At 68.0% G+C, this 20,546-nt stretch carries 14 protein-coding genes, 2 tRNA genes and 1 pseudogene; 7 read left to right on the top strand and 10 right to left on the bottom strand.

Annotated elements, in window-relative coordinates; genetic code table 11:
* Window positions 1-21: 21 nt before the first annotated feature.
* Complete coding sequence (locus BLW75_RS33895) at window positions 22-855, bottom strand: helix-turn-helix domain-containing protein (protein WP_034315666.1); 834 nt, start codon at window positions 853-855, stop codon at window positions 22-24.
* Window positions 856-1,151: 296 nt separating this feature from the next.
* On the opposite strand from BLW75_RS33895, the gene BLW75_RS42460 reads away from it, so the two are divergent.
* Window positions 1,152-1,493 carry a hypothetical protein gene (locus BLW75_RS42460; RefSeq protein WP_143055380.1) on the top strand — a complete coding sequence of 114 codons (342 nt, stop codon included), beginning with the start codon at window positions 1,152-1,154 and terminating at the stop codon, window positions 1,491-1,493.
* Window positions 1,490-2,560 (top strand): annotated as a pseudogene (locus BLW75_RS43660) (recombinase family protein); the annotation flags it as partial. The gene BLW75_RS42460 and the pseudogene BLW75_RS43660, both read left to right, overlap by 4 nt.
* A gap of 830 nt (window positions 2,561-3,390) precedes the next feature.
* On the opposite strand, the gene BLW75_RS33885 reads toward BLW75_RS43660, so the two are convergent.
* The 3 genes from BLW75_RS33885 to BLW75_RS33875 all read right to left on the bottom strand — a co-directional run bounded on the left by BLW75_RS33885 (window position 3,391) and on the right by BLW75_RS33875 (window position 4,452).
* Window positions 3,391-3,463 (bottom strand) — tRNA-Glu (locus BLW75_RS33885).
* 131 nt (window positions 3,464-3,594) lie between these two features.
* Window positions 3,595-3,666, bottom strand: a tRNA-Gln gene (locus BLW75_RS33880).
* A 51-nt stretch (window positions 3,667-3,717) separates the two neighbouring features.
* Complete coding sequence (locus BLW75_RS33875; RefSeq protein ID WP_034315674.1) at window positions 3,718-4,452, bottom strand: HAD family hydrolase; 735 nt, start codon at window positions 4,450-4,452, stop codon at window positions 3,718-3,720.
* Window positions 4,453-4,994: 542 nt separating this feature from the next.
* Here BLW75_RS33875 and BLW75_RS33870 point away from each other — a divergent pair.
* The gene (locus tag BLW75_RS33870; RefSeq protein ID WP_034315678.1) at window positions 4,995-6,233 is read left to right on the top strand and encodes an FAD-dependent oxidoreductase; all 1,239 of its coding nucleotides are present in this window, start codon (window positions 4,995-4,997) and stop codon (window positions 6,231-6,233) included.
* A gap of 67 nt (window positions 6,234-6,300) precedes the next feature.
* Here the strand turns inward: BLW75_RS33870 and BLW75_RS33865 are convergent, their stop codons facing one another.
* The 6 genes from BLW75_RS33865 to BLW75_RS33840 all read right to left on the bottom strand — a co-directional run bounded on the left by BLW75_RS33865 (window position 6,301) and on the right by BLW75_RS33840 (window position 16,309).
* The gene (locus BLW75_RS33865) at window positions 6,301-7,071 is read right to left on the bottom strand and encodes a fumarylacetoacetate hydrolase family protein (RefSeq protein ID WP_034315680.1); all 771 of its coding nucleotides are present in this window, start codon (window positions 7,069-7,071) and stop codon (window positions 6,301-6,303) included.
* Between the two features lie 19 nt (window positions 7,072-7,090).
* Entirely contained in the window at window positions 7,091-8,716 is a 1,626-nt protein-coding gene (cimA, locus tag BLW75_RS33860) for a citramalate synthase (protein WP_034315682.1), read from the bottom strand.
* Between the two features lie 297 nt (window positions 8,717-9,013).
* Entirely contained in the window at window positions 9,014-10,057 is a 1,044-nt protein-coding gene (locus BLW75_RS33855) for a 3-isopropylmalate dehydrogenase (protein WP_007031599.1), read from the bottom strand.
* Between the two features lie 236 nt (window positions 10,058-10,293).
* Window positions 10,294-13,698, bottom strand: a complete 3,405-nt coding sequence (locus BLW75_RS33850; protein WP_034315685.1) for a S8 family peptidase — start codon at window positions 13,696-13,698, stop codon at window positions 10,294-10,296.
* 305 nt (window positions 13,699-14,003) lie between these two features.
* Window positions 14,004-15,602, bottom strand: coding sequence for a phosphoglycerate dehydrogenase (serA, locus tag BLW75_RS33845; RefSeq protein WP_034315687.1), 1,599 nt, complete (start codon window positions 15,600-15,602; stop codon window positions 14,004-14,006).
* A 140-nt stretch (window positions 15,603-15,742) separates the two neighbouring features.
* Window positions 15,743-16,309 (bottom strand): TetR/AcrR family transcriptional regulator, encoded by a 567-nt coding sequence (locus tag BLW75_RS33840; protein ID WP_034315690.1) that lies wholly within the window; start codon window positions 16,307-16,309, stop codon window positions 15,743-15,745.
* 96 nt (window positions 16,310-16,405) lie between these two features.
* Here BLW75_RS33840 and BLW75_RS33835 point away from each other — a divergent pair, with 96 nt between their 5' ends.
* The 4 genes from BLW75_RS33835 to BLW75_RS33820 all read left to right on the top strand — a co-directional run bounded on the left by BLW75_RS33835 (window position 16,406) and on the right by BLW75_RS33820 (window position 20,304).
* Entirely contained in the window at window positions 16,406-17,314 is a 909-nt protein-coding gene (locus tag BLW75_RS33835) for a TIGR03620 family F420-dependent LLM class oxidoreductase (RefSeq protein ID WP_034315693.1), read from the top strand.
* A complete protein-coding gene (locus BLW75_RS33830) occupies window positions 17,311-18,147 on the top strand; it encodes a TIGR03620 family F420-dependent LLM class oxidoreductase (RefSeq protein ID WP_034315698.1) in 837 nt (278 codons plus the stop codon). Before BLW75_RS33835 ends, BLW75_RS33830 begins: the two co-directional genes overlap by 4 nt.
* Complete coding sequence (locus BLW75_RS33825; protein WP_034315699.1) at window positions 18,131-19,087, top strand: ankyrin repeat domain-containing protein; 957 nt, start codon at window positions 18,131-18,133, stop codon at window positions 19,085-19,087. Before BLW75_RS33830 ends, BLW75_RS33825 begins: the two co-directional genes overlap by 17 nt.
* 275 nt (window positions 19,088-19,362) lie before the next feature.
* A complete protein-coding gene (locus BLW75_RS33820; protein WP_034315890.1) occupies window positions 19,363-20,304 on the top strand; it encodes an NADP-dependent oxidoreductase in 942 nt (313 codons plus the stop codon).
* The last annotated feature ends 242 nt before the right edge of the window (window positions 20,305-20,546 follow it).

Below are 20,546 nucleotides of genomic sequence, written 5' to 3'. Positions count from 1 at the left end.
CCAGCTCACCGGCCCTTTGATTCACCTCCGACCGGCACGCTGCCATTCACGCCCAGCCTCAGCCAACGCACCGAGGGCTCGATTCCGCCTCCGCGTCGCCGTCGGCTGGCTCACGCCGAACAGCGCCCCGAGCTGCCGGTCGGTCGCAACTCCGTCCCGGCCCATCTGCTCCCCGAAGTACCGAGCACTCAGGATCGTCGCGTCCTGTTCGTCGAGCCATCGCTGCTCGACCGCCCACGACAGCAGCTCCAGCAGCTCCTCCGACGCGTCCTTCTCGGCCGGCGGCTGATGCACCGCGACATCGTCCATGTTCACGACCTCGGCGACGGCTTGCGTGATGTCGACACCGAGTGCGCGCAGCGCGGCCCTCTGGGTGTCGAAGACCAGGTTGGCCGCAACGTGGTGCCGTCGTCGAAGTGGGTAACAGCGAATCTGCTCCCACAGGTGACCGATGGCCGCGGCCTGGACGTCGGCATTGGCTTCGTTCGCCGAGACTCCGCCTCCGGTTATGCCGCGGCGGGCTCCGAAACTGCCGATGGCAGCCCGGCTCGCCCGGATGACGCGTCCGACGATGCCCGGCACCGCGGGCAACATGGCGTTCAGCACGACTTCCCCAGCGATGACGCCTTCAGCTCCGGCGAGCGCGGCCCGCTGCAACAGCGCGTACAGAACTTCGTCGTGACGCGCATAGTCACGGCTGGTGAGGACTTCCGAAAGCCGCTCGTGAACACCAAGGTCTGCCAACGCTGGATCCTGCGCTGCCCAGGAACAGAGGGCGGTGTCGAACCGCGAGCGCGACTTCGGGTCAGCGAGCTGGCGTTGGAGCACGGTGAGCGGGCTGGAGGTGGCGGACATCGCGGTGGCCCTTCGAGCGGCGGCAAGATCGCCACGAGGCTCGTAACCACCCCTCGCCCACTTCCTGGCCCAGATGCTTGCCCCGGCCGTGGGGCAAGTCGATCGCCACCCGATCGGGGTATCCGCCGCCCACGACGAGGCGCGAACCCTTCTTGCGCGACGGCGTTCCGATCGAGACTCGAACAAGCTCGCGAGGCTGGGTTTCGCCGGATCTCGTCGCTTCTCTCGGTGATCGAGACCAGGTCTCGTGCCTGGTCTCGATCACCCTCGCTGAATGGAACCGAGCCATCGACGACATGTCTCTGCCGATCTCGTTGGATTCGTCGCCCATCGCGCGCCGAGTCTCGCCATCGGCCGAGTACGTCTCGGCAGAACTGGGGCGGGTACGAATGGACAGCACCGATAACTACGACCTTCCGGCACCGCGCTCGCCGCTCGAAGCGTCATCGAACCAGCCAGACTGGTGCTATGATCAAGCACTCAAATCCGGCGATCGCCACTATTCCTCATATGCCACAACGGTTCCTGGCGTTGAAGGTGATCGTCTCCGCTGGCAACTCAACGCCGTGATCGGCGAGCTGCTCCATTGGGCCGTGCACGAACCCGGCTCGGCGACCCCCGAGGACGAATCGACATGACGACCTTCGAGCAAGAGACCGGAACCCCTCCAGCGCCCGGCCGCTTCGTCTCTGGCCCCTCCGGACTCTCTGACTACGCAGTTTCACCTCTGGGCATGCCCACAGCCTTGCTCCGCGACGAAGTGCGAGTCGCGTTCCTGGGACGAACGTCCACAGAAGACCTGCAGGACCCGCGTCAGTCGATGTTGCGCCAGCTGGCCAACTGCAAATCGGCGATCCCTGAGTCCTGGGTCATCGTCGCGCATTTCTACGACGTCGAGTCCGGCCGTATGGAACTCGGCGACAGGGGGCAAGGAGCGGACTACGAACGCTTCGACATTCCCGTCCCACGCGCAGGCGGCATCGCGGACTTGCTCAAGGAGGCGCCAAGTCGCACGCGAACGTTCGACATCGTGATCTGTGAGGGCATCAGCCGCGTGGCCCGCAGGGCCTTCGAGGGCCTGTCGGTCGAGCGGGAACTCGAGCGAGCGGACGTCCCTCTGTTCGCATCGAACGAGCCGATCACCCTATCGGGTAGCCGGGCCCAGCGCGTCCTCCAGCGCCGCATCAACCAGTCCATCGCCGAGTACGAGGTCCTCAACACCCTCGAACAGTCCTGGGGCGGTCTGTGTACGCACGTGCGAGACGGCTGGAACATCGGCAAGCCCCCGTACGGCTACAAGGCCAAGGTCGTCCCCCACCCGAGCCCGGCGAAAGCGGAGAAGGGCAAGACCAAGTCTCGTCTCGAACCGGACAGCGAGCGCGCCGAGACCGTGGTGCAGATCGCTCTCTGGCGGTACCACGAAGGTCTCGGCTACAACACCATCGCGGACCGTCTCAACGCCGACCCCGAGCGATACCCGCCACCGACAGCGCCGAGCAAGTCTCGCACCCGCGGCGCTTGGAGCAAGAGCTCCGTCGCCGGCGTCCTGAAGAACCCCAAGTACACCGGCTACCAGGTCTTCAACCGCCGAGCGACCACATCCAAGCGCGGCAGGGTCAACGAGCCCTTCAAGTGGGTGTGGTCACCCAAACCGGTCCATGAACCTTTGATCGCGAAATGGATGTTCGACGAACTCACCAGCCGCCGAGAGACTCGACGAGGATCCCGCGCGGACGACCAGCCGAACAGCAACCCCAGCGCCGAGCGCACCTACCTCTTCCGCGGCATGGTCGTCCACAGCTGCGGACGGCGCATGGCCGGTGACACGAAACACAACCGGCTCTTCTACTACCTGTGCTGGCCGGGCAAGAACAACCGCGGCGATACCGGCCCCCACGCCGGGCTTCCAGCGGCGATCCGGCTCCGCGAGGACGAGCTTCTTGAAGCCGTTTCAGCTTTCTACTCCGACCGGCTCTTCAGCCCGGAGCGGCGAGGCATCATCGAAACCGATCTGGCCACTGTGGACGATAGTGCAGCCCAGGAGCGTCGAGCCGAACGTGAGCACCTTCAACGTCAACTGACGGACGTGGCTCGGCGGCAGGATTCGGTTCTTCGACAGGCGCAGGACGGCGCCCCGGACGATCCGTTCGCCAAGGCACTCCGCCAGAACTACAACAAGCTCGAGGACGACAAGTCAGCAGCAATGGCAGCGATCGCACATCTCAACGCCGAGGACGAGAAGCAGCCGGCGAAGCCCACGTCGTCTGACCTGAACTGCCTCGAAGGGCTCCCGCATCTCCAGCTCAAGCTGGCCTGTGCGCCTCAGGCGCTGCTTCGCCGGCTCTTCGAAATCACCCAGCTCACCGTGAAGGTCCATGGCGCTGGCGACCAAGTGACGATTACCATCAAATTGCCGGTCGATCAGGTACCGGAGACAGCCGTAGCCGCAGAAAGGATCCACGACGCGATGACCTCCACCGAAATGCAAAAAGTCCCGACCGCTCCGGTCGAGACTTTTTGGGTGGAAGCTGCGCGTACCCCCGATGGGATTCGAACCCACGCTACCGGCGTGAGAGGCCGGCGTCCTAGGCCGCTAGACGACGGGGGCTAGGAACTTTCTCCTTCAGAAGGAGATTTTCAGTTGTTCACCTGCTGTGTTGCTGTGGAGAAACTTACCAGACCGGGTTTCCCGCCTTCGCAGGGGGGTCACTCTGTGTTTCACTCCGGAGAGTTCTCCAGCTGGGGTACCAGGACTCGAACCTAGACTAACTGGACCAGAACCAGTCGTGCTGCCAATTACACCATACCCCAGTGAGGTACCGTTCCGATCTCGACCGGCTCGGTGCCGCACGAGAAAGAATACTAGAGCACGCCGTTCCGCACCGTGAAAGCGGGGGTCTCCGTAGCACGCTGGGCCGGGACGCCGAGCTTCGCGAACTCGGAAACGAGCAGCTCAGGCAGCTCGTCGAGGCCGGCGATGGTGTGCACACCCGCCGGGGCGCGCTCGGCGATGCCGTCCCGATCGAGCCAGACGGCGCCGAGGCCGGCGTCGCGCGCGCCGATGGCGTCGGTGTCGAGCTTGTCGCCGACGTGGACCGCCTGGGCGGGGTCGCAGCCGAGGCCGAGGCAGACCGAGTGGAACATCGCCGGGTCCGGTTTGGCTACTCCCAGTTCACCGGCGATGGCCACGTGATCAAAGAACCGGGCGAGCCCGAGGTCGGCGATCTTCTTGCGCTGATGCGCGCCCGAGGCGTTCGTGACGGCCGCGACGAGGACGCCCGCGGCTCTCAGCCATTCCAGACAGGGGACGACATCTTCGAACAATTGCCACGAACGGGTGAGAATTTCACGACGGCGTCTTTCGAAGCCCATGACCTGGTCTTCGTCGGCCAGAATGCCGATCTCGGCCAGGAAACATTCAGTACGCTTGTGATGCATGGACGCGTAATCGATTTCGCCTGCCACCACCAGCGCGACATGCTCTTCGGTGATGAGATCCCACAGTGGCCAAAGGTCGTTCTGGCCGGTGAGCGCGCGCAGACTGAGCCGGATCGCCGCCGTGCAGTCGATCAACGTGTCATCGATGTCGAGGCACACCAACCGTAACTCCGGAGGCTCCCATGGCGCTCCGTCCGGAGCGTCCGGCGTGGTTCGTGACGGGGTCCGGGGCACGAGAGCGAAATCCACCAAGTGAGGCTAGGGCACTCAGCGCGATCGCGACTCTGCCGATGAGGTGATTAAGGCTGGTCTGTTCCGGCGCGGGCACTCTACTCCCAGTTGGTGAGATGACGTGTTTTAGTTACCGGACAACGGCCGACGCGAGCGGGCGGGTGAAATAGCGACGTCCGGCGCCGTGGCCGATTCGTGACGCGCACACCCTGTGACGACAACGAAATCCTTACCCGGCTTCGAGTCACGGACCGTCCACATGGGCATTTCCGCGGTCGCTGTCCTTCCGGGACTTTCCCACCCCGTTTAACGTCCTTTTTGGACAGTCGCCATCGGCACCCGGACCGGTGAGACCCGGGTCATAGCCCGAACGGCGTATCCGCCCGGATGGCGCTTGACGCGCTGGTCGGGCAGGTGCATGCTGAGCTTATTCAACAAGCGATGAATAAGGGTTTGAAGGGGTGGGACGGATGAGCGAACGCACGAACTGCGTGGTCGTCGGCGGTGGCCCCGCGGGCATGGTCGCCGGATTGCTGCTGGCCAGGGCCGGGGTGGAGGTCACGGTGCTGGAGAAGCACAAGGACTTCCTGAGGGACTTCCGCGGCGACACCGTGCACCCGTCGACGTTGACGTTGCTCGACGAGCTGGGCCTCGGGGAGAAATTCCTCAGCCTGCCGCACAGCGAGATCTCCTACGCCGGGTTCCCGGCCGAGGACGGCACGATGATGCGCCTGGCCGACCTGACCCGGCTGAAGGTGGCGCATCCGTACATCGCGATGGTCCCGCAGTGGGATTTCCTGGACCTGCTCGCCGACGCCGGCGCGAAGGAGTCCAAGTTCACGCTGCGGCAGAGCACGGAGATGACCGGGCTGATCTTCGAACAGGGCCGGGTGAGCGGCGTCCGCTACCGCGACGCCGACGGGAAGACCGGCGAACTACGCGCCGACCTGGTGATCGCCGCCGACGGGCGCTGGTCGCTGGCCCGCCGCGAGGCCGGCCTGACGACGAAGGAGTACGCCATCCCGTTCGACGCGTGGTGGTTCCGGATCTCGCGGCGCGACGGCGAACGCGAGGGCATGCTGACCCCGAAGATGCGGGACCGCCGCTTCGCCGTGCCGCTGCCGCGCAAGGGCTACTTCCAGATCGCCTATCTCAGCCCCAAGGGCCAGGATCTGCGCGAAAACGGCATCGAGGCGTTCCGGGAGAACGTGGCCGCGATCCTTCCCGAACTGACCGACCGGGTCGACGAGCTGAAGACCACCGACGACGTCAAGTTCCTCGACGTCAAGATGAACCTGCTGCGGAAGTGGCATATCGACGGACTGCTGTGCATCGGTGACGCGGCGCACGCGATGTCGCCGGTCGGCGGGGTCGGCATCAACCTCGCGGTGCAGGACGCGGTCGCGGCCGCCACCCTGCTCGCCGAGCCGCTGCGGCGGGGCAGGCCGTCGGTGGCGGACCTGGCGAAGGTCCGCAAGCGCCGTCTCGCGCCCACGATGCTGGTGCAGGGGCTGCAACGGATGTTGCACAAGAACGTCATGGGGCCGGTGATGGCGGGCAAACGCAACGGCCCGCCCGCGCCGATGGTGAAACTGTTCAGCCGGTTCCCGGTGCTGTCCTACGTCCCAGCCCGGCTCTTGGGCCTGGGGCTGCGGCCCGAACACGCGCCGGCCTTCGCGCGGCGGGCGATGGAACCTGCGGAGAGCTGACCTCCGGATGCCATGAAAGGCCCCTTCATCGCAAATTTTGCGATGAAGGGGCCTTTCATCGCACGCGTCAGATGTCCTGCACCGGGTTGGTCAGCGTGCCGATGCCTTCGATGGTGATCGAGACCGACTGGCCGTCCTCGATGGGGCCGACGCCTTCGGGCGTGCCGGTCAGGATGACGTCGCCGGGCAGCAGGGTCATCACGCCGGACACGAACTCGACCAGCTCGGGGATCTTGTGCACCAGGTCCGAGGTCCGGCCGTCCTGCTTGAGGACACCGTCCACCTCGGACTTGAGCGCGAGGTCGGCCGCGTCGAGCGAGGTCTCGATCCACGGGCCCAGCGGGCAGAAGGTGTCGAACCCCTTCGCCCGGCCCCACTGACCGTCGGACTTCTGCAGGTCACGCGCGCTGACGTCGTTCGCCACGGTGTAGCCGAGGATCGCGCTCGCCGCACGGGCGGCGGGCACGTTCTTGACCGGCTGGCCGATGACGATCGCCAGTTCGCCCTCGAAGTCGACGCGGCCGACACCACGCGGACGGCGGATGGGCGCGTTCGGACCGATCACCGTGGTCGACGGCTTGATGAACAGCATCGGGTCCTGCGGGACCTCGTTGCCGAACTCGGCCGCGTGCTTGGCGTAGTTCCGGCCGACCGCGATCACCTTCGACGGCAGGATCGGCGCGAGCAGCCGGACGTCGGCGAGCGGCCAGCGTTTGCCGGTGAAGTTGGGGTTGCCGAAGGGGTGCTCGGCGATTTCCAGTACCTGGGCGTCGTCGCCGTCCCCTTCGATCGAAGCGAACGCGACACCACCGGGATGAGCAATTCGGGCTAGACGCACTCCCCCACTGTACGACTCCTCACGCCGGGCCTTCCCTGAGGGACTTGTGCACGAGCGCGTCGCACAACGCGAGCCAGCTCGCTTCGACGATGTTGCCGTGCACGCCGACGGTGGTCCATTCCCGTTCGCCGTCGCTGGTCTCGACGAGGACACGGGTGACGGCGTCGGTGCCCGGGTGGCCGGGGAGGATCCGCACCTTGTAGTCGGCCAGCTCCACACTGTCCAACCAGGACAGATGCGGGGTGAGCGCCTCGCGCAGGGCGGCGTCGAGCGCGTGCACGGGGCCGTTGCCCTCGGCGGTCGCGATCACGCGTTGCCCGGCGACGTGCACCTTCACCGTCGCCTCGGACACGACCTCACCGTCGGACCGGTGGTCCAGCACGACCCGGTACGACTCGAGTTCGAACGGCGGTTCGTCGAGGACGTCGCTCTGCGGGCCGTCGACCTCCCGCCGCAGCAGCAGTTCGAGTGAAGCGTCCGCGGCCTCGAAGGACCAGCCCTCGGATTCGAGCCGCTTCACCTTCCGGACGGCGCTCGTCAGCGCCTCGGGCTGGCCGGCAAGGTCGACCCCGAGCTCACGTCCCTTGAGCTCCAGGCTGGCCCTGCCGGCCATCTCGGTGACCAGTACCCGCATGTCATTGCCGACCGAAGCTGGATCGATGTGGTTGTACAGCAACGGATCCACCTTGATCGCGCTCGCGTGCAGTCCCGCCTTGTGGGCGAAGGCCGACGCCCCTACGTAAGCCTGGTGGGTGTAGGGGGCGATGTTCGCGATTTCGGCAAGGGCATGGGAGACCCGGGTGAGCTCGGCGGCGCCTCCGGTCGGGAGCACCTCCATACCGAGCTTGGTCACCAGATTTCCCGTCACGGCGAACAGATCGGCGTTACCCGCCCGTTCGCCGTAACCATTGGCGGTGCACTGGACGTGCGTCACGCCGGCCTGCACGGCGGCGACGGAATTCGCCACCGCGCAGGAAGTGTCGTCCTGGCAATGGATTCCGAGCCGGAATCCGGTCCTTTCCTTGACCTCGCGGACGGTTTCCGCGAGGCCGAGCGGCAACTGGCCGCCGTTGGTGTCGCACAGCACGGCGACGTCGGCGCCCGCGTTCACTCCCGCGTCGAGCACCCTCAGCGCGGTGTCCGGGGAGAACGCGTAGCCGTCGAAAAAGTGTTCCGCGTCAAGGAAGATACGACGTCCTTCGCCGACGAGGAACGCGACTGTGTCCCGCACCATCTCGCACGCCTCGTCGACATCCACCCGCAGCGCGCGTTCGATGTGACGCAGATCCGATTTGGCCACGAGCGTGACCACCGGTGCCTGGGAATCGAGCAGCGCCCGCACCTGCTGGTCCTGCTCGGCTTTCGCCCCCGCCTTCCGCGTCGCGCCGAACGCGACGAGCGCGGCGTGGCGCAGTTTCAGTTCGCCCGAAGCCGCACGGGCGAAGAATTCCGTGTCCTTGGGCAGCGCGCCCGGCCATCCGCCTTCGATGAACCCGACCCCGAGATCGTCGAGCAGCCTCGCCACCGCCAGCTTGTCCGTGACGGAGTAGGAGATCCCCTCGCGCTGCGCGCCGTCGCGCAACGTCGTGTCGTAAAGGTGGAAAGCGTCGCCGAGCGGTGTATCGGCGGGCTCCTTGCGGGTCACGGGAATCTCCTCGTGGTGGGGCAAAACGTGTTCAGGCAACAAAAAAACCTCCCGCATGGGTGCGAGAGGTTGCGCGCCGGGGGCTCTTGTGGAGCTGTTATCCGGCGCGCTCGGCGATAATGATGGTGCAGGAGGTCACGGACGCATCATGGCACACGCCCCGGCGGGCGTCCACAAGCCGGGCGAAACTTCCCAAGTGCTGGGAGCGGGCGAAGGGGACTTTCCCCTCATCCGATGCGACAAAGGGGCCCTTCACCGCATGAGATGCGGTGAAGGGCCCCTTCAGCCCAAAGAAAACTACTGAGTGACCGGGCGCACGTTCGACGACACCAGGGCCGCCAGCCGGTCACCGATCGCGTGCGTCGCGCCGGGCGACGCCTGGTCGCGGGTCGCGAGGTCGAAGGCCACCGAGGCCTCGATCCGCCGCGCCGCTTCCTTCTGCCCCAAGTGGTCCAGCAGCAGCGACACCGACAGCACCGCGGCGGTCGGGTCGGCGAGACCCTGGCCCGCGATGTCCGGCGCGCTGCCGTGCACCGGCTCGAACATGCTCGGGTTCCGCCGGGTGATGTCGAGGTTCCCGCTCGCCGCCAGCCCGATACCGCCGGTCACGGCCGCCGCCAGGTCGGTGATGATGTCGCCGAACAGGTTGTCCGTCACCACGACGTCGAAGCGGGACGGGTCGGTCACCAGGTGGATGGTCGCGGCGTCCACATGGGAGTACGCGACGGTCACCTCCGGGTGCTCCAGCGAGACCTCTTCGACGATCCGCGACCACAGCGAACCCGCGTACTCCAGCACGTTCGTCTTGTGCAGGAGCGTCAGGTGCTTGCGGGGCCGCGCCTCGGCCCGGTTGAACGCGTCGGTCACCACACGCCGGACGCCGAACGCCGTGTTGACGCTGACCTCCGTCGCGATCTCGTTCTCGGTGTCCTTGCGCAGCAGGCCGCCGTTGCCCGCGTACGGGCCTTCGGTGCCTTCACGCACGACGACCATGTCGATCTCGCCCGCCTCGGCGAGCGGTCCGCGCACCCCCGGGTACAACCGGGCGGGACGCAGGTTCACGTGGTGGTCGAGCTCGAACCGGAGGCGCAGCAACAGCCCGCGCTCCAGAATGCCGCTCGGCACCGTCGGGTCGCCCACCGCGCCCAGCAGGATCGCGTCGTGCTGACGGAGTTCACCGAGTACCGACTCCGGAAGCAGCTCACCGGTGGAGTGCCACCGGGCGGCGCCGAGGTCGTAGTTCGTGATCTCCGCCGTCGGTACGACCTCACCGAGCACCTTGAGCGCCTCGGAGACCACTTCGGGCCCGATCCCGTCTCCTGGGATCACCGCGAGCCGCATCCACACACCTCCGTAGACCAGGCCACCGGCAGTCCGGATGGCCCATCCGCAAGAAAACGCCAGCAGCGGAAGGTTACCGGCCGTAGCCCGGTAGCCGTAGCCGCACCACCCTTATGCCGGAATCTCCCACAGAGCGAGACAGCCGAAAGAGTGAAAACAAGAAGGGACGCCCTGGCGGAAAGCATGCCGCCAGGGCGTCCCTCACCTCATCGAACGCCGACTACCGCACTACCGCGTCAGCCCACACCGATCGGCTGACGCCCGGTGTGCCGACCGCCGTTGCCCGGCCGGTCGACACCCGTGTCGCCCCCACCGGCGTTCGCCTGGATCTTCACCACGTTCGCCCGGTTGCCCGAGGCGTTGTGGTGCTCGATCGCCAGCAGGCCCAGCACGGTGTCCTGCGCGGCCGCGTTGCGGTTGACCACCAGCGCCGTGCCCGGCTTCGCGACGTAGCCCAGCGCGGAGTCGCCGCCGCCCTGGACGGTGTACGCGGGAGCCAAGGCGTCGAACGAAAGCGGCGTGCCGACGTAGTCGATCGTCGACGAGTCCGCACCCGGCGCCGCGTAGAACCCGGAGGTTCCGACGGTGTAGCTGATCTTGTGCGACGCGGCGTTCGGGTCGATGCCCAGCGCGGCGATGCTCACCGGCAGCACGACGGCGTTGGTGTCGTACACGTTCGTGTCGACGTCGCCGAGCTGACCGTTGATCGGCTGGATGTCCACCTGCGGGAAGCCCGGCTTCAGCGCCACGGTGACCGCCACGAGGACGTCGGTCGACGTCACCTTGGTCACATAGGTCTCGAAGTCCGGCTTCCCGTCGCCCGTGGTGTCGATGTCCACGAACGGCGAGGTGTTGCTGCCCAGGTTGGCCAGGTCGCTCCAGGTGGTGAGACCGAAGGCCAGCAACGCGTTCTCCGGCTCACCCTGCGCCTTGGCCAGCGGAGCCGTCGACGCGGCGCCGATGTAGCGCAGGTCGGCGCCCTTGGCGGTCTGGTTCAGGGTGCAGTCGGTGGTGACGTCGCCGTCGCACTCGGGCAGCTGCGGGGATTCCGCCTGCAGTTCGAGCACGCTGATCAGCGAGCGGTACCGCTGCGAACCGGTGCCCTGGTCCACGCCCTTGCCGGTCAGGTTCAGCACGGCCTGGTTCTGGCCGGCGCCGAAGTTGACGTTGCCCGGGGTGTTGATGGACGAGACGGGCTTCGGCGCGGAGTACACCGAAAGCCGCAGCGGAACGGTCGTGCCGCTCTTCGGGGTGAACGCGATCCGGCCGGAGGCGTCCGCCACGAACTGCCTGGCGAGACCGACCTGCGTCGCCGCCATGGTCGGGTCCATGACCTTGCGGAGCGCCTTGGGGTCGGCGATCTTCAGGGTCACCTTCACCAGCGCGACACCGCGCGGGCTCAGCTTCACCGTCGGCTTGTCCACTGTGTACTCGACACCGGGAAGCGCGTTCACGGCTTCGTAGCCCACCGAGTACTCGACCGGCTTGATGCCCTTGTTGACCACCTTGACCGTCTTGGTCAGGGTGACCGGGCCGCCCGCTTCGACGACACCGAAGTTGACCGAAACGAAGCCGGGGTTGTCGACGACGTAGGCCAGGACCTGGTTGTCCAGCGCGGCCTTCGCGTCGATCCGGCCGCTGCCGACGCGCTGCGGCCCGTAGGTGCGGCCCGACGCGTCACGGATGTCGTGGCCGGCGGTGTTGATGACCGAGGCCTTGACCTCTTCGACCGACCAGTCGGGGTGCGCCTGACGGATCAGGGCGGTGATACCCGAGGTGTGCGGAGCCGCCATCGACGTCCCGGAGATGACCAGGCGACCGGCGCCGCTCCCGCTCAGCGCGGACGCGATCGAGTCACCGGGCGCCGCGACGTCCGGCTTGACGGCCGGGCCGCGCCCGCCACGCGAGGTGAACGAGCTCGGGGTGTCCACAATGGACTGATCGGTGGTCGGCACGGACACGCGGCCCTTGCCGGTCATGCGGACCTGCAGCGTTCCCGCGGTCACCGCGGGACGGATCGAGGCGGTCGCGCTGCCGGTCAGCTGGAACGTCGGCAAGGCCGCGTTGCCCGCGATCCCGGCCGAGAAGTGCTCCAGCGTGGACGAGAACAGCGCGCCCTTGGCACCGGCCGCCTGCGCGTTGTTCGAACGGGCGCCCGAACCGCAGGCGCGGGTCGCGTCGTTGTCGTCCCATTCGAGGAACACGATCTTGCCCGCGGCCTTGGCCTTGTCGGCTTCGGAGTACGGCTTGCAGCCGGCGGCGTTGTCGGCCGACAGCGTGACCACCGGCGCGGTGACGTCGAGCGTGTCGTAGGTCGCGTAGTTCTGGCTGAACTGGCCGGTCTTCGCGCCCTTCACGCCGTCGGGAGCGACCGCTTCGACGGCGTCGCGCAGGACGGACGCGTCACGGCTGCTGGCGACGGTCAGCGCCTCGGGCGTGTTGCCCGGCGCGCCGCCGACGTCGTTGAGGTCGCCGCCGTTGCCCGCGGAGAACACCGGGACGACGTTGTTCGCGGCGATCTTGCGCACGAACAGCGAGTCCGGGTCGTCCGGCGTGGCGAAGTCGCCGCCCAGCGAAAGGTTGACCACGTCGAGGTGGTCGGTGAAGTCGCCGTCGCCGTCCGGGTCGAGCGACCAGTCGAGCGCCTGCGAGGTGACGTTGGTCGAGCCGTCGCAGCCGAAGACCTTGATCGCGTACAGCAGGGCCTTGGGCGCGGTGCCCGGGCCGATCTGCATCGCTTCGATCTTCTTCTTGTTCAGCTTCTTGTAGTCACCGGTGAAGGTTTTGCCCGCTTCGTCCACACCGAATCCGGCGACCGTGCCCGCGACGTGCGTGCCGTGGTGGCCGCAGGAGATCGGGTTGGGGTCCGGCTTCGGGGTGTTGAGGGCCGGGTCGTCGCTGCCCGAGTCGTAGGCGTCGCCGACCAGGTCGATACCGCCGACGACCTTGTCGGTCGGGAAGGCGGGGGTGGCCTGGTCGCGGTTGATCGCCTTGTACGCCTCGGCCGTGCCCGGACCGCCGAAGGTGGCGTGGGTGTAGTCGATGCCGTCGTCGATCACGCCGACGCGGATGCCGTCGCCGTAGCGGCCGGTCTGCTGCCAGGAGGCGAGCGTGTTGGTCAGCTGGACCGCGCTGGAGTTGGTGCGGGTCTTCGGCACGACCTTCTTGACCGAAACGACGTCCGGCCGCTTCGCCAGCTCGCGGATCTTCGCCGCGTCGGCCGTGACGACCGCGCCGGCGACCGCGTTGGCGGTCTGCGTGACCAGCTGGGTGCCGGCGTCGGCGGCCTTGAGCTGCCCGACGACGGAGTTCACCGTCGCGGCGGCGTCGGCCTTGGCGTCTTTCGCGGCCTTCTTGGCCTTCTCCTTGCCGGCGCCCTTGTTCTGCTCGGCGTTGAAGGCGTCGACGGCGGGCTGCTTGGCCAGCTCGACGAAGGCGGTGATCTTGCCTTGGGCGGCCTTGAGCTTCGGCTCGACCTTCCCCTGGAATCCGTTACGGTCGATCTTCGCCGGCGTGACGCCGTCCGCGAGAGGGACATCCTGCGCGGCAGCGGACGCCCCGGTCACGGACGTCACGAGCAACGCGGCGAAGACCGCGGCCGACGAGCGGATCGCCCATCGGGGTACGCGGGATCTGTTCATGAGTACGTGCCCTCACTCGAGGCCTGGACTCGGAACCTGCCTGCCGCTCGAACACACCCCCGACGGTGAGCCCCGGCGCCGCGCCGTGCCCTTGACGACGCGATGGTTCGGCCTCGCCGGAAGAACCTATCCGGGGACCAGCCCGACTTCAGTAGGCATTTTTCACCGTTATTGAATCTTGCTCTGCGATCCCGCGAACCCTGCACACACCACGTTCGCATTTAGTCGACTAATTGCGAAAGGCGCGTGAAGGCCCCCTTCCCTCGGCTGAGCCGAGGGAAGGGGGCCTTCACGCGCTTCGCAGGTCAGCCGAAGTTGACGGCGCGAATCGTGTGCGCGCCGACGGTGGCGCCGATCGGCTCCAGCAGATGCGAGTCGACGGAACGGTCCACGCGCAGCAGCATGACCGCGTCCGCGCCGTCGGTGGTCTGGCTGATCTGCGCGGCCTCGATGTTGAGCCCCGCCTCGCCGAGCAGCGTGCCGACGCGGCCCATGATGCCCGGGCGGTCCGGGTACTCGAGCAGCAGCACGTTGCCTTCGGCACGCAGGTCGAAGTGACGGCCGTTGACCTCGACCAGCTTCTCGACCTCGTCCTTGCCGGTGACCGAACCGGAGACCGAAAGGGTGGTGCCGTCGGTGTGGACCGCGCGCACGGTGACCATGCTGCGGAACTTGGGGCTTTCGGTCTCGGTGACCAGATCGACCTGGACACCCAGCTCTTCGGCCACGCGCGGCGCGTTCACGAAGGTGACCTGGTCCTCGACGACGCCGGAGAACACGCCGCGCTCGGCCGCGAGCGGGAGCACGCTGACGTCCTCGGTGGACAGCTCGCCCTTGACCACGACGGTGACCGAGGCCGGGGCCTTCGGGTTCAGCGCGGTCAGCACGGTGCCGAGCTTCTGGGTGAGCGAGAGGTACGGCCGGACGTGCTCGCCGACCGTGCCGCCGCCCGCGACGTTCACCGCGTCCGGCACGAAGTCGCCGCGCAGCGCGAGCAGCACGGACTTCGCGACGTCGGTACCCGCGCGGTCCTGCGCCTCGGCGGTCGAGGCACCGAGGTGCGGGGTGACGACGACGTTCGGCAGGCCGAACAGCGGGCTCTCGGTGGTGGGCTCGGTGACGAACACGTCGATTCCGGCGCCGCCGACGTGGCCGGAGCTGACCGCGTCCGCCAGCGCCTGCTCGTCGATCAGGCCACCGCGCGCGGCGTTGACGATGATGACGCCCTGCTTGGTCTTCTTGAGCGCCTCGGCGCCGATCAGGCCCTTGGTCTCCGGGGTCTTCGGCAGGTGGATGGAGATCGCGTCGGCGCGCTCCAGCAGTTCGTCCAGCGTGACCAGCTCGATGCCGAGCTGCGCGGCGCGGGCGGCCGAGACGTAGGGGTCGTACGCGATGAGCTTGGTGTCGAACGCGGCGAGCCGCTGCGCGAACAGCTGGCCGATCTTGCCGAGGCCGACCACACCGATGGTCTTGCCCTGGATCTCGACGCCGGAGTAGGCGCTGCGCTTCCACGCACCACCCTGGAGGCTCTGGTCGGCGGCCGGGACCCGGCGGGCGACGGCGAGCAGCAGGGCGACGGCGTGTTCGGCGGCGGAGACGATGTTCGACGTCGGCGCGTTGACCACCAGGACACCGCGTTCGGTGGCGGCGGGGACCTCGACGTTGTCCAGCCCGACGCCGGCGCGGGCGACGACCTTGAGCGAGGTGGTGGCGCCGAGGACCTCGGCGTCGACCTTCGTCGCGGACCGCACGAGCAGCGCGTCCGCCGTCTTCACGGCCTCGAGCAGCGCGGGGCGGTCCGTGCCGTCCACATGCTGGACCTCGACCTCGTCGGAGAAGACGCTCAACACGGAGGGGGCGAGCTTCTCGGCGATGAGGACGACGGGCTTGTTCGGCTTGGTCACGATACGGCTCCCACTATCTGGTCTGTGCCTGCGACTCGGGGTTGATTGGCTTCTCGGCGGGAAAAAGTGCCTCGAAGCGGTTGACGGTCACGCCGTTGTGCCCGGTTGCGCCGCAGTTTAGCCCTGGTGACAGGGGATTGTTAACTCGCCCGTAATCCCGCGAAAACGAGATCGAGGAGGCGTTCGAGGCCCTTGTCACCCGAAAGGTGTTCACTGGCCCAGGAAAGCGCGTGCAGCATCACCAGGATTTCGGGCACTGTGACGTCCGCGCGGAGCTCCTTCGCGGCCTTCGCCCTTTCCACCAGGTGGGACACCTGGTCCCGCATGGCGTGACAGGACGCGTAGAGCGGCGAGGTCTCGTCGTTGAGGACGTCGACCATCAGTTCGGGCAGTCCGCGGTAGCGCGCCGACTGTTCACCCATCCCGGCGAGCCAGGCCTTCAGCGCGCTCAGCGGCTCCGGGGAGTCCAGGAGTTCGCGGGCCGCCGCGGCCTGCGTGTCGAAGCCTTCGCGAAGCACCGTCTCGACGAGGGCCTCCCGCGTCGGGAAATGCCGATAGAGCGTCCCGATGCCGACACCGGCCCGGCGCGCGATCTCTTCCAGCGACGCCTCGACCCCGTGCGCGGCGAAGGCGTGCCTCGCTTCTTCGAGGAGGCGCTCGTAGTTGCGCCGGGCGTCCGCCCGCAGCGGCTTCTTCTCGGTGTCCATCGCGCTCCCGAGCCTAGTCTCGACAAATCGGAGGCAGCCTCCGTATAGTCGGCCACTGTAAGCGGAGGCTGCCTCATGTTAGCTGGGGAGACGAGAATGACGTTGATCGAAGAAACCCGGGAGCGGCTGGGCCCGGTGGGTGTCTGGCTGCCGGTCGGCATGTTCACACCGACCCCGGACGAGGAGCGGCGGGCGATACAGCGGCTCGAAGAACTGGGTTACCGCACCGTGTGGGGCGGCGAAGGGCCGGGGAACCGGGAACTGTTCGCGTACAGCGCCCTCACGCTGGCCGCCACCGAACGGGTGGTCGTCGGCACCGGGATCGCGAACATCTGGTCACGGCCCGCGTACACCGCCCACAGTGGCGGACGAACGCTCGCGCAGGCCTTCCCTGGCCGCTTCGTGCTCGGCGTCGGGATCGGGCACTCGCATCAAGCGGCGAAGGCGGGCTCGGACTACCGGCCGCTCGAACAGACCCGCGACTACCTCACGGCCATGTCCGCGGCGGCCGAGGAATTCCCGTCGCCGGTGCCGTTCCCGCTCGTCCTCGCCGCCGTCGGGCCGAAGATGCTCGAACTCGCGCGGGAGCTGACGGACGGCGCGCACCCGTACGCCCAGCCCTTCGAGCACACGCCGTACTCCCGCGAAATCCTCGGCGAGGACAAACTGCTCATCCCCACCCATTCGGTCCTGCTCGGCGACCGCGAGCAGGCGCGGAAGAGCGTGGCACGGGATATCGGGCTGATGAAGCAGTACGGCATCCCGCACTACTTCAAGGGCTGGAAGCGGCTCGGCTACACCGACGCCGACATCACCGAGGTCAGCGACCGGCTCGTGGACGGCCTGACCGCGTGGGGCGACGAGGAGCGGATCGCCGGGCGGCTCAAGGAACTCGTCGACGCCGGCGCGGACACCGTGCTCGTCAACCCCGTCGGGGACGATCTTCGGTCCATTTTGGAACAGCTGGAACGGCTCGCCCCGGCACTGGCGGAGGTGACCCGATGAGCGTCGGAATCTGGACGTTTTCCTTCGACGGCAAAGAAATCGGCGAAGTCCGCGAGGCAGCCGCGGAGGTCGAGGAACTCGGCTTCGACACGCTGTGGTTCGGGGAGTACCTGGGACGGGAGGCGTTCACGCAGGCAGGGCTGCTGCTGGCGGCGACCTCCCGGCTGACCGTCGCCACCGGTATCGCGCGGTTCTCCCACCGGGAGCCCGTCGCCGCGGCCGCCGCCGAACGGACCCTCGCGGAGGCCTATCCGGGCAGGTTCGTCCTCGGGCTGGGCGGTCATCTGCCGGGCGCGAAACCACTGGACGCGATGCGCGGCTATCTCGACGAGATGGACAAGACCGATCTGTCCACACCGGACGCCGCGCGGCGGCGCGTACTGGCCGCGTTGGGGCCGAAGATGCTCGCTTTGGCCGCGGAACGCACAGACGGGGCGCATACGTATTTCGTCCCCGCCGAGCACACGGCGTTGGCGCGGGAGGCCATGGGACCTTCGGCCTTCCTCGCCGTCGAGCAGGCCGTCGTCCTCGGAACGGACCGGGAGATCGCGCGGCGGCACGTGTCGACGTACCTGGACCTTGCCGCCCACCATCGGGCGAATCTGCGGCGGTTCGGGTTCACCGAGGAGGACTACGACTCCGACCGTCTCGTGGACGCGCTGGTCGCCGTCGGCGAGGACGCGATCTCCGCGCGCGTCCAGGCGCACCTGGACGCGGGCGCGGATCACGTCTGCCTGCAGGTCCTGACCGGGGACGACCGGATCCCGCTGGCCGAATGGCGGGTTCTGTCGGGGGTCGGGGGTAGCGTGCGGGAGCGTGACGTCACCGGCTGAACTCGCCTTCGAGAAGGCGCGGGAACTGATCGACGCGCGAGACCTCGCCGGGCTCGCGCGCCTGATCGGCGACCTGCCCACCCTCGTCCACGCCCACGGGAAGAACGGGAACGACCTGCTCGGCATGGCCGCCGCGACCTGCGACGAGCGGCTGTGCCGGATCCTGCTCGACCATGGCGCCGATCCGGCTTCGGCCAACGTGCACGGCTGGACGGCGTTGCACCAAGCCGGGTACGCCGGGCTGCCGCTGCTGGTCACGATGCTGCTCGACGCGGGCGCACCGGTCGACGTCGCGGCACGGGGCGACGGCGGGACACCGCTGGTGGTCGCGCTGTTCTGGGGCCATCGTGAGACGGCGGAACTGCTGGCTTCGCGCAGCGTCTCCCCCGGCAATCTGCGCGTCGCCGCCGGGCTCGGCCGGGCGGACCTGCTCGACGAGTTGCTCGCGCCGGACGGCACGCTCTCCCCCGCGGCGGGCGCGCATCGCGAGTTCCACCGGCCGCACAGCGGTTTCCCGGACTGGCTGCCGAGCGACGATCCGGCCGAGATCGTCGACGAGGCGCTTTCGTGGGCCGCTCGGAACGACCGGTCCGACACGCTGCGGACTCTCGTCGCACGGGGCGCCGACGTGGACGCCGACGTCTACCGGGGCACGGCGTTGACCTGGGCCGCCGCTCAGGGCAAGGCATCGGTGATCGGGACCTTGGCGGAACTCGGCGCATCGGTGAACCGCCAGGGCACCTTCGGCGGGCTTTCCCACGGAGAAGGCGTCACGGCGTTGCACCTTGCCGTGCAGGGCGGGCATGTCGACGCGGTGCGGGTCTTGCTGGAGGTGGGGGCGGATCCGTCGCTCAAGGATTCGCTGTACTCGTCGTCGGCCTTGGGGTGGGCCGAGCATTTCGAGCAGACGGAGATCTTGGCGATACTGCGGGACGCCTGAGCGCGTGCCTGGCACGTGGGCACCCGCCCGCGCGAGTGTCGCGAAAGCCACTTTCGCGACACCAGACGTCTCGAAAGTGGCTTTCGCGACATCCGGGGGATCCGCCACCACCTGCCGCCGCCGCGTTGCGAAAGCCACTTTCGCAACGTTGAAGGTTGCGAAAGTGGCTTTCGCAACCTCCGCGGCAGGCGGCCCGAACGGCTGTCCCGATCCTGACGACGCTTGGCCCGCCCGAACCTCGCCGAACGTACGACGCTCGCCGAACAATGGACCGCATGCGAGCGATCAGTCAAAACCGCCTCGGCGGCCCTGAAGTCCTCGAACTCGTCGACGTCGAGAGACCCGTCCCCGGCCCGACCCAGATCCTGGTCCGGGTGCACGCCGCCGGCGTCAACCCGGTCGACTGGAAGACCCGCGAGACCGGGGGCATCGGCCCGATGGGCGATCCGCCGTTCATCCTCGGCTGGGACGTGTCCGGCGTGGTCGAGGAGGTCGGCGCGGGCGCGTCCCTGTTCTCCCCCGGCGACGAGGTCTTCGGCATGCCGTCGTTCCCGTTCCAGGCCGGGGCGTACTCCGAGTACGTCGCCGCGCCGAGCCGTCACTTCGTGCGCAAACCGTCCACTTTGGACCACGTGCACGCGGCCGCGGTGCCGCTCGCGGGGCTGACCGTCTGGCAGAGCCTCGTCGACACGGCGGACATCCGGCCGGGACAACGGGTGCTGATCCACGCGGCGGCGGGCGGGGTCGGGCATCTCGCGGTGCAGATCGCCAAGGCGCGCGGCGCGTACGTGATCGGGACGGCCAGCGCGGCCAAGCACGAGTTCCTTCGCGGCCTCGGCGCGGACGAGCTCGTCGACTACCGCACGACGGACTTCGCCAAGGAGGTCCGCGACGTCGACGTCGTCCTCGACACGATCGGCCAGGAGTACGGGCCGCGGTCGCTCAAGACGCTTCGCCGCGGCGGCAGACTCGTCCAGCTCACCCGCACGAACGACGAGCGGATGCCGGAACTGGCCGAGGCCGCCGGAGTCACCGCCGGGTTCACCCTCGCCGAGCCGGACCGCACCGGACTGCTCGCGCTGGCCGAACTCGTCGACAGCGGACGTCTCAGGCCGACGATCGACACGGTGTTCCCCCTCGAAGAGGCGGCGAAGGCCCAAGAGCTCGTGGCCGCCGGGAAGACCACGGGAAAGGTCGTGCTGTCCGTCGCGGAGTGACCAGGCGGACAAGCGGGAGTCCGCAACGCCCGCCGGGCAGGAGAACCGCGAAACCCTCCGCGAGAACTTCGGCGGCGAACTGAACGCGCGCTTGGACAGGCCGGATGTCCTGATTCGCGGGACAAGTGACCCGGGGATGATTCCTCTGCGCGTACGCGAAGGGCTGATCAGCGCCATCCGGGTGATCGTGCTCGCCGGATGGCAACGACCTCGTCGGCGAGTGCGTGAACCCGACGGCGAGT

This window comes from Amycolatopsis lurida (assembly GCF_900105055.1).
GTDB lineage: Bacteria > Actinomycetota > Actinomycetes > Mycobacteriales > Pseudonocardiaceae > Amycolatopsis > Amycolatopsis lurida.
Note: the sequence above shows the minus strand (reverse complement) of the source record. Positions and strands in the feature narration are given on the sequence as shown.

What these genes read in the sequence shown, in the direction of transcription:
- BLW75_RS33895 (WP_034315666.1), bottom strand. Translation starts at nt 855, where the DNA reads ATGTCCGCCACCTCCAGCCCGCTCACCGTGCTCCAACGCCAGCTCGCT.
- BLW75_RS42460 (WP_143055380.1), top strand. Translation starts at nt 1,152, where the DNA reads ATGTCTCTGCCGATCTCGTTGGATTCGTCGCCCATCGCGCGCCGAGTC.
- BLW75_RS33870 (WP_034315678.1), top strand. Translation starts at nt 4,995, where the DNA reads ATGAGCGAACGCACGAACTGCGTGGTCGTCGGCGGTGGCCCCGCGGGC.
- BLW75_RS33855 (WP_007031599.1), bottom strand. Translation starts at nt 10,057, where the DNA reads ATGCGGCTCGCGGTGATCCCAGGAGACGGGATCGGGCCCGAAGTGGTC.
- BLW75_RS33850 (WP_034315685.1), bottom strand. Translation starts at nt 13,698, where the DNA reads ATGAACAGATCCCGCGTACCCCGATGGGCGATCCGCTCGTCGGCCGCG.
- BLW75_RS33840 (WP_034315690.1), bottom strand. Translation starts at nt 16,309, where the DNA reads ATGGACACCGAGAAGAAGCCGCTGCGGGCGGACGCCCGGCGCAACTAC.
- BLW75_RS33835 (WP_034315693.1), top strand. Translation starts at nt 16,406, where the DNA reads ATGACGTTGATCGAAGAAACCCGGGAGCGGCTGGGCCCGGTGGGTGTC.
- BLW75_RS33830 (WP_034315698.1), top strand. Translation starts at nt 17,311, where the DNA reads ATGAGCGTCGGAATCTGGACGTTTTCCTTCGACGGCAAAGAAATCGGC.
- BLW75_RS33820 (WP_034315890.1), top strand. Translation starts at nt 19,363, where the DNA reads ATGCGAGCGATCAGTCAAAACCGCCTCGGCGGCCCTGAAGTCCTCGAA.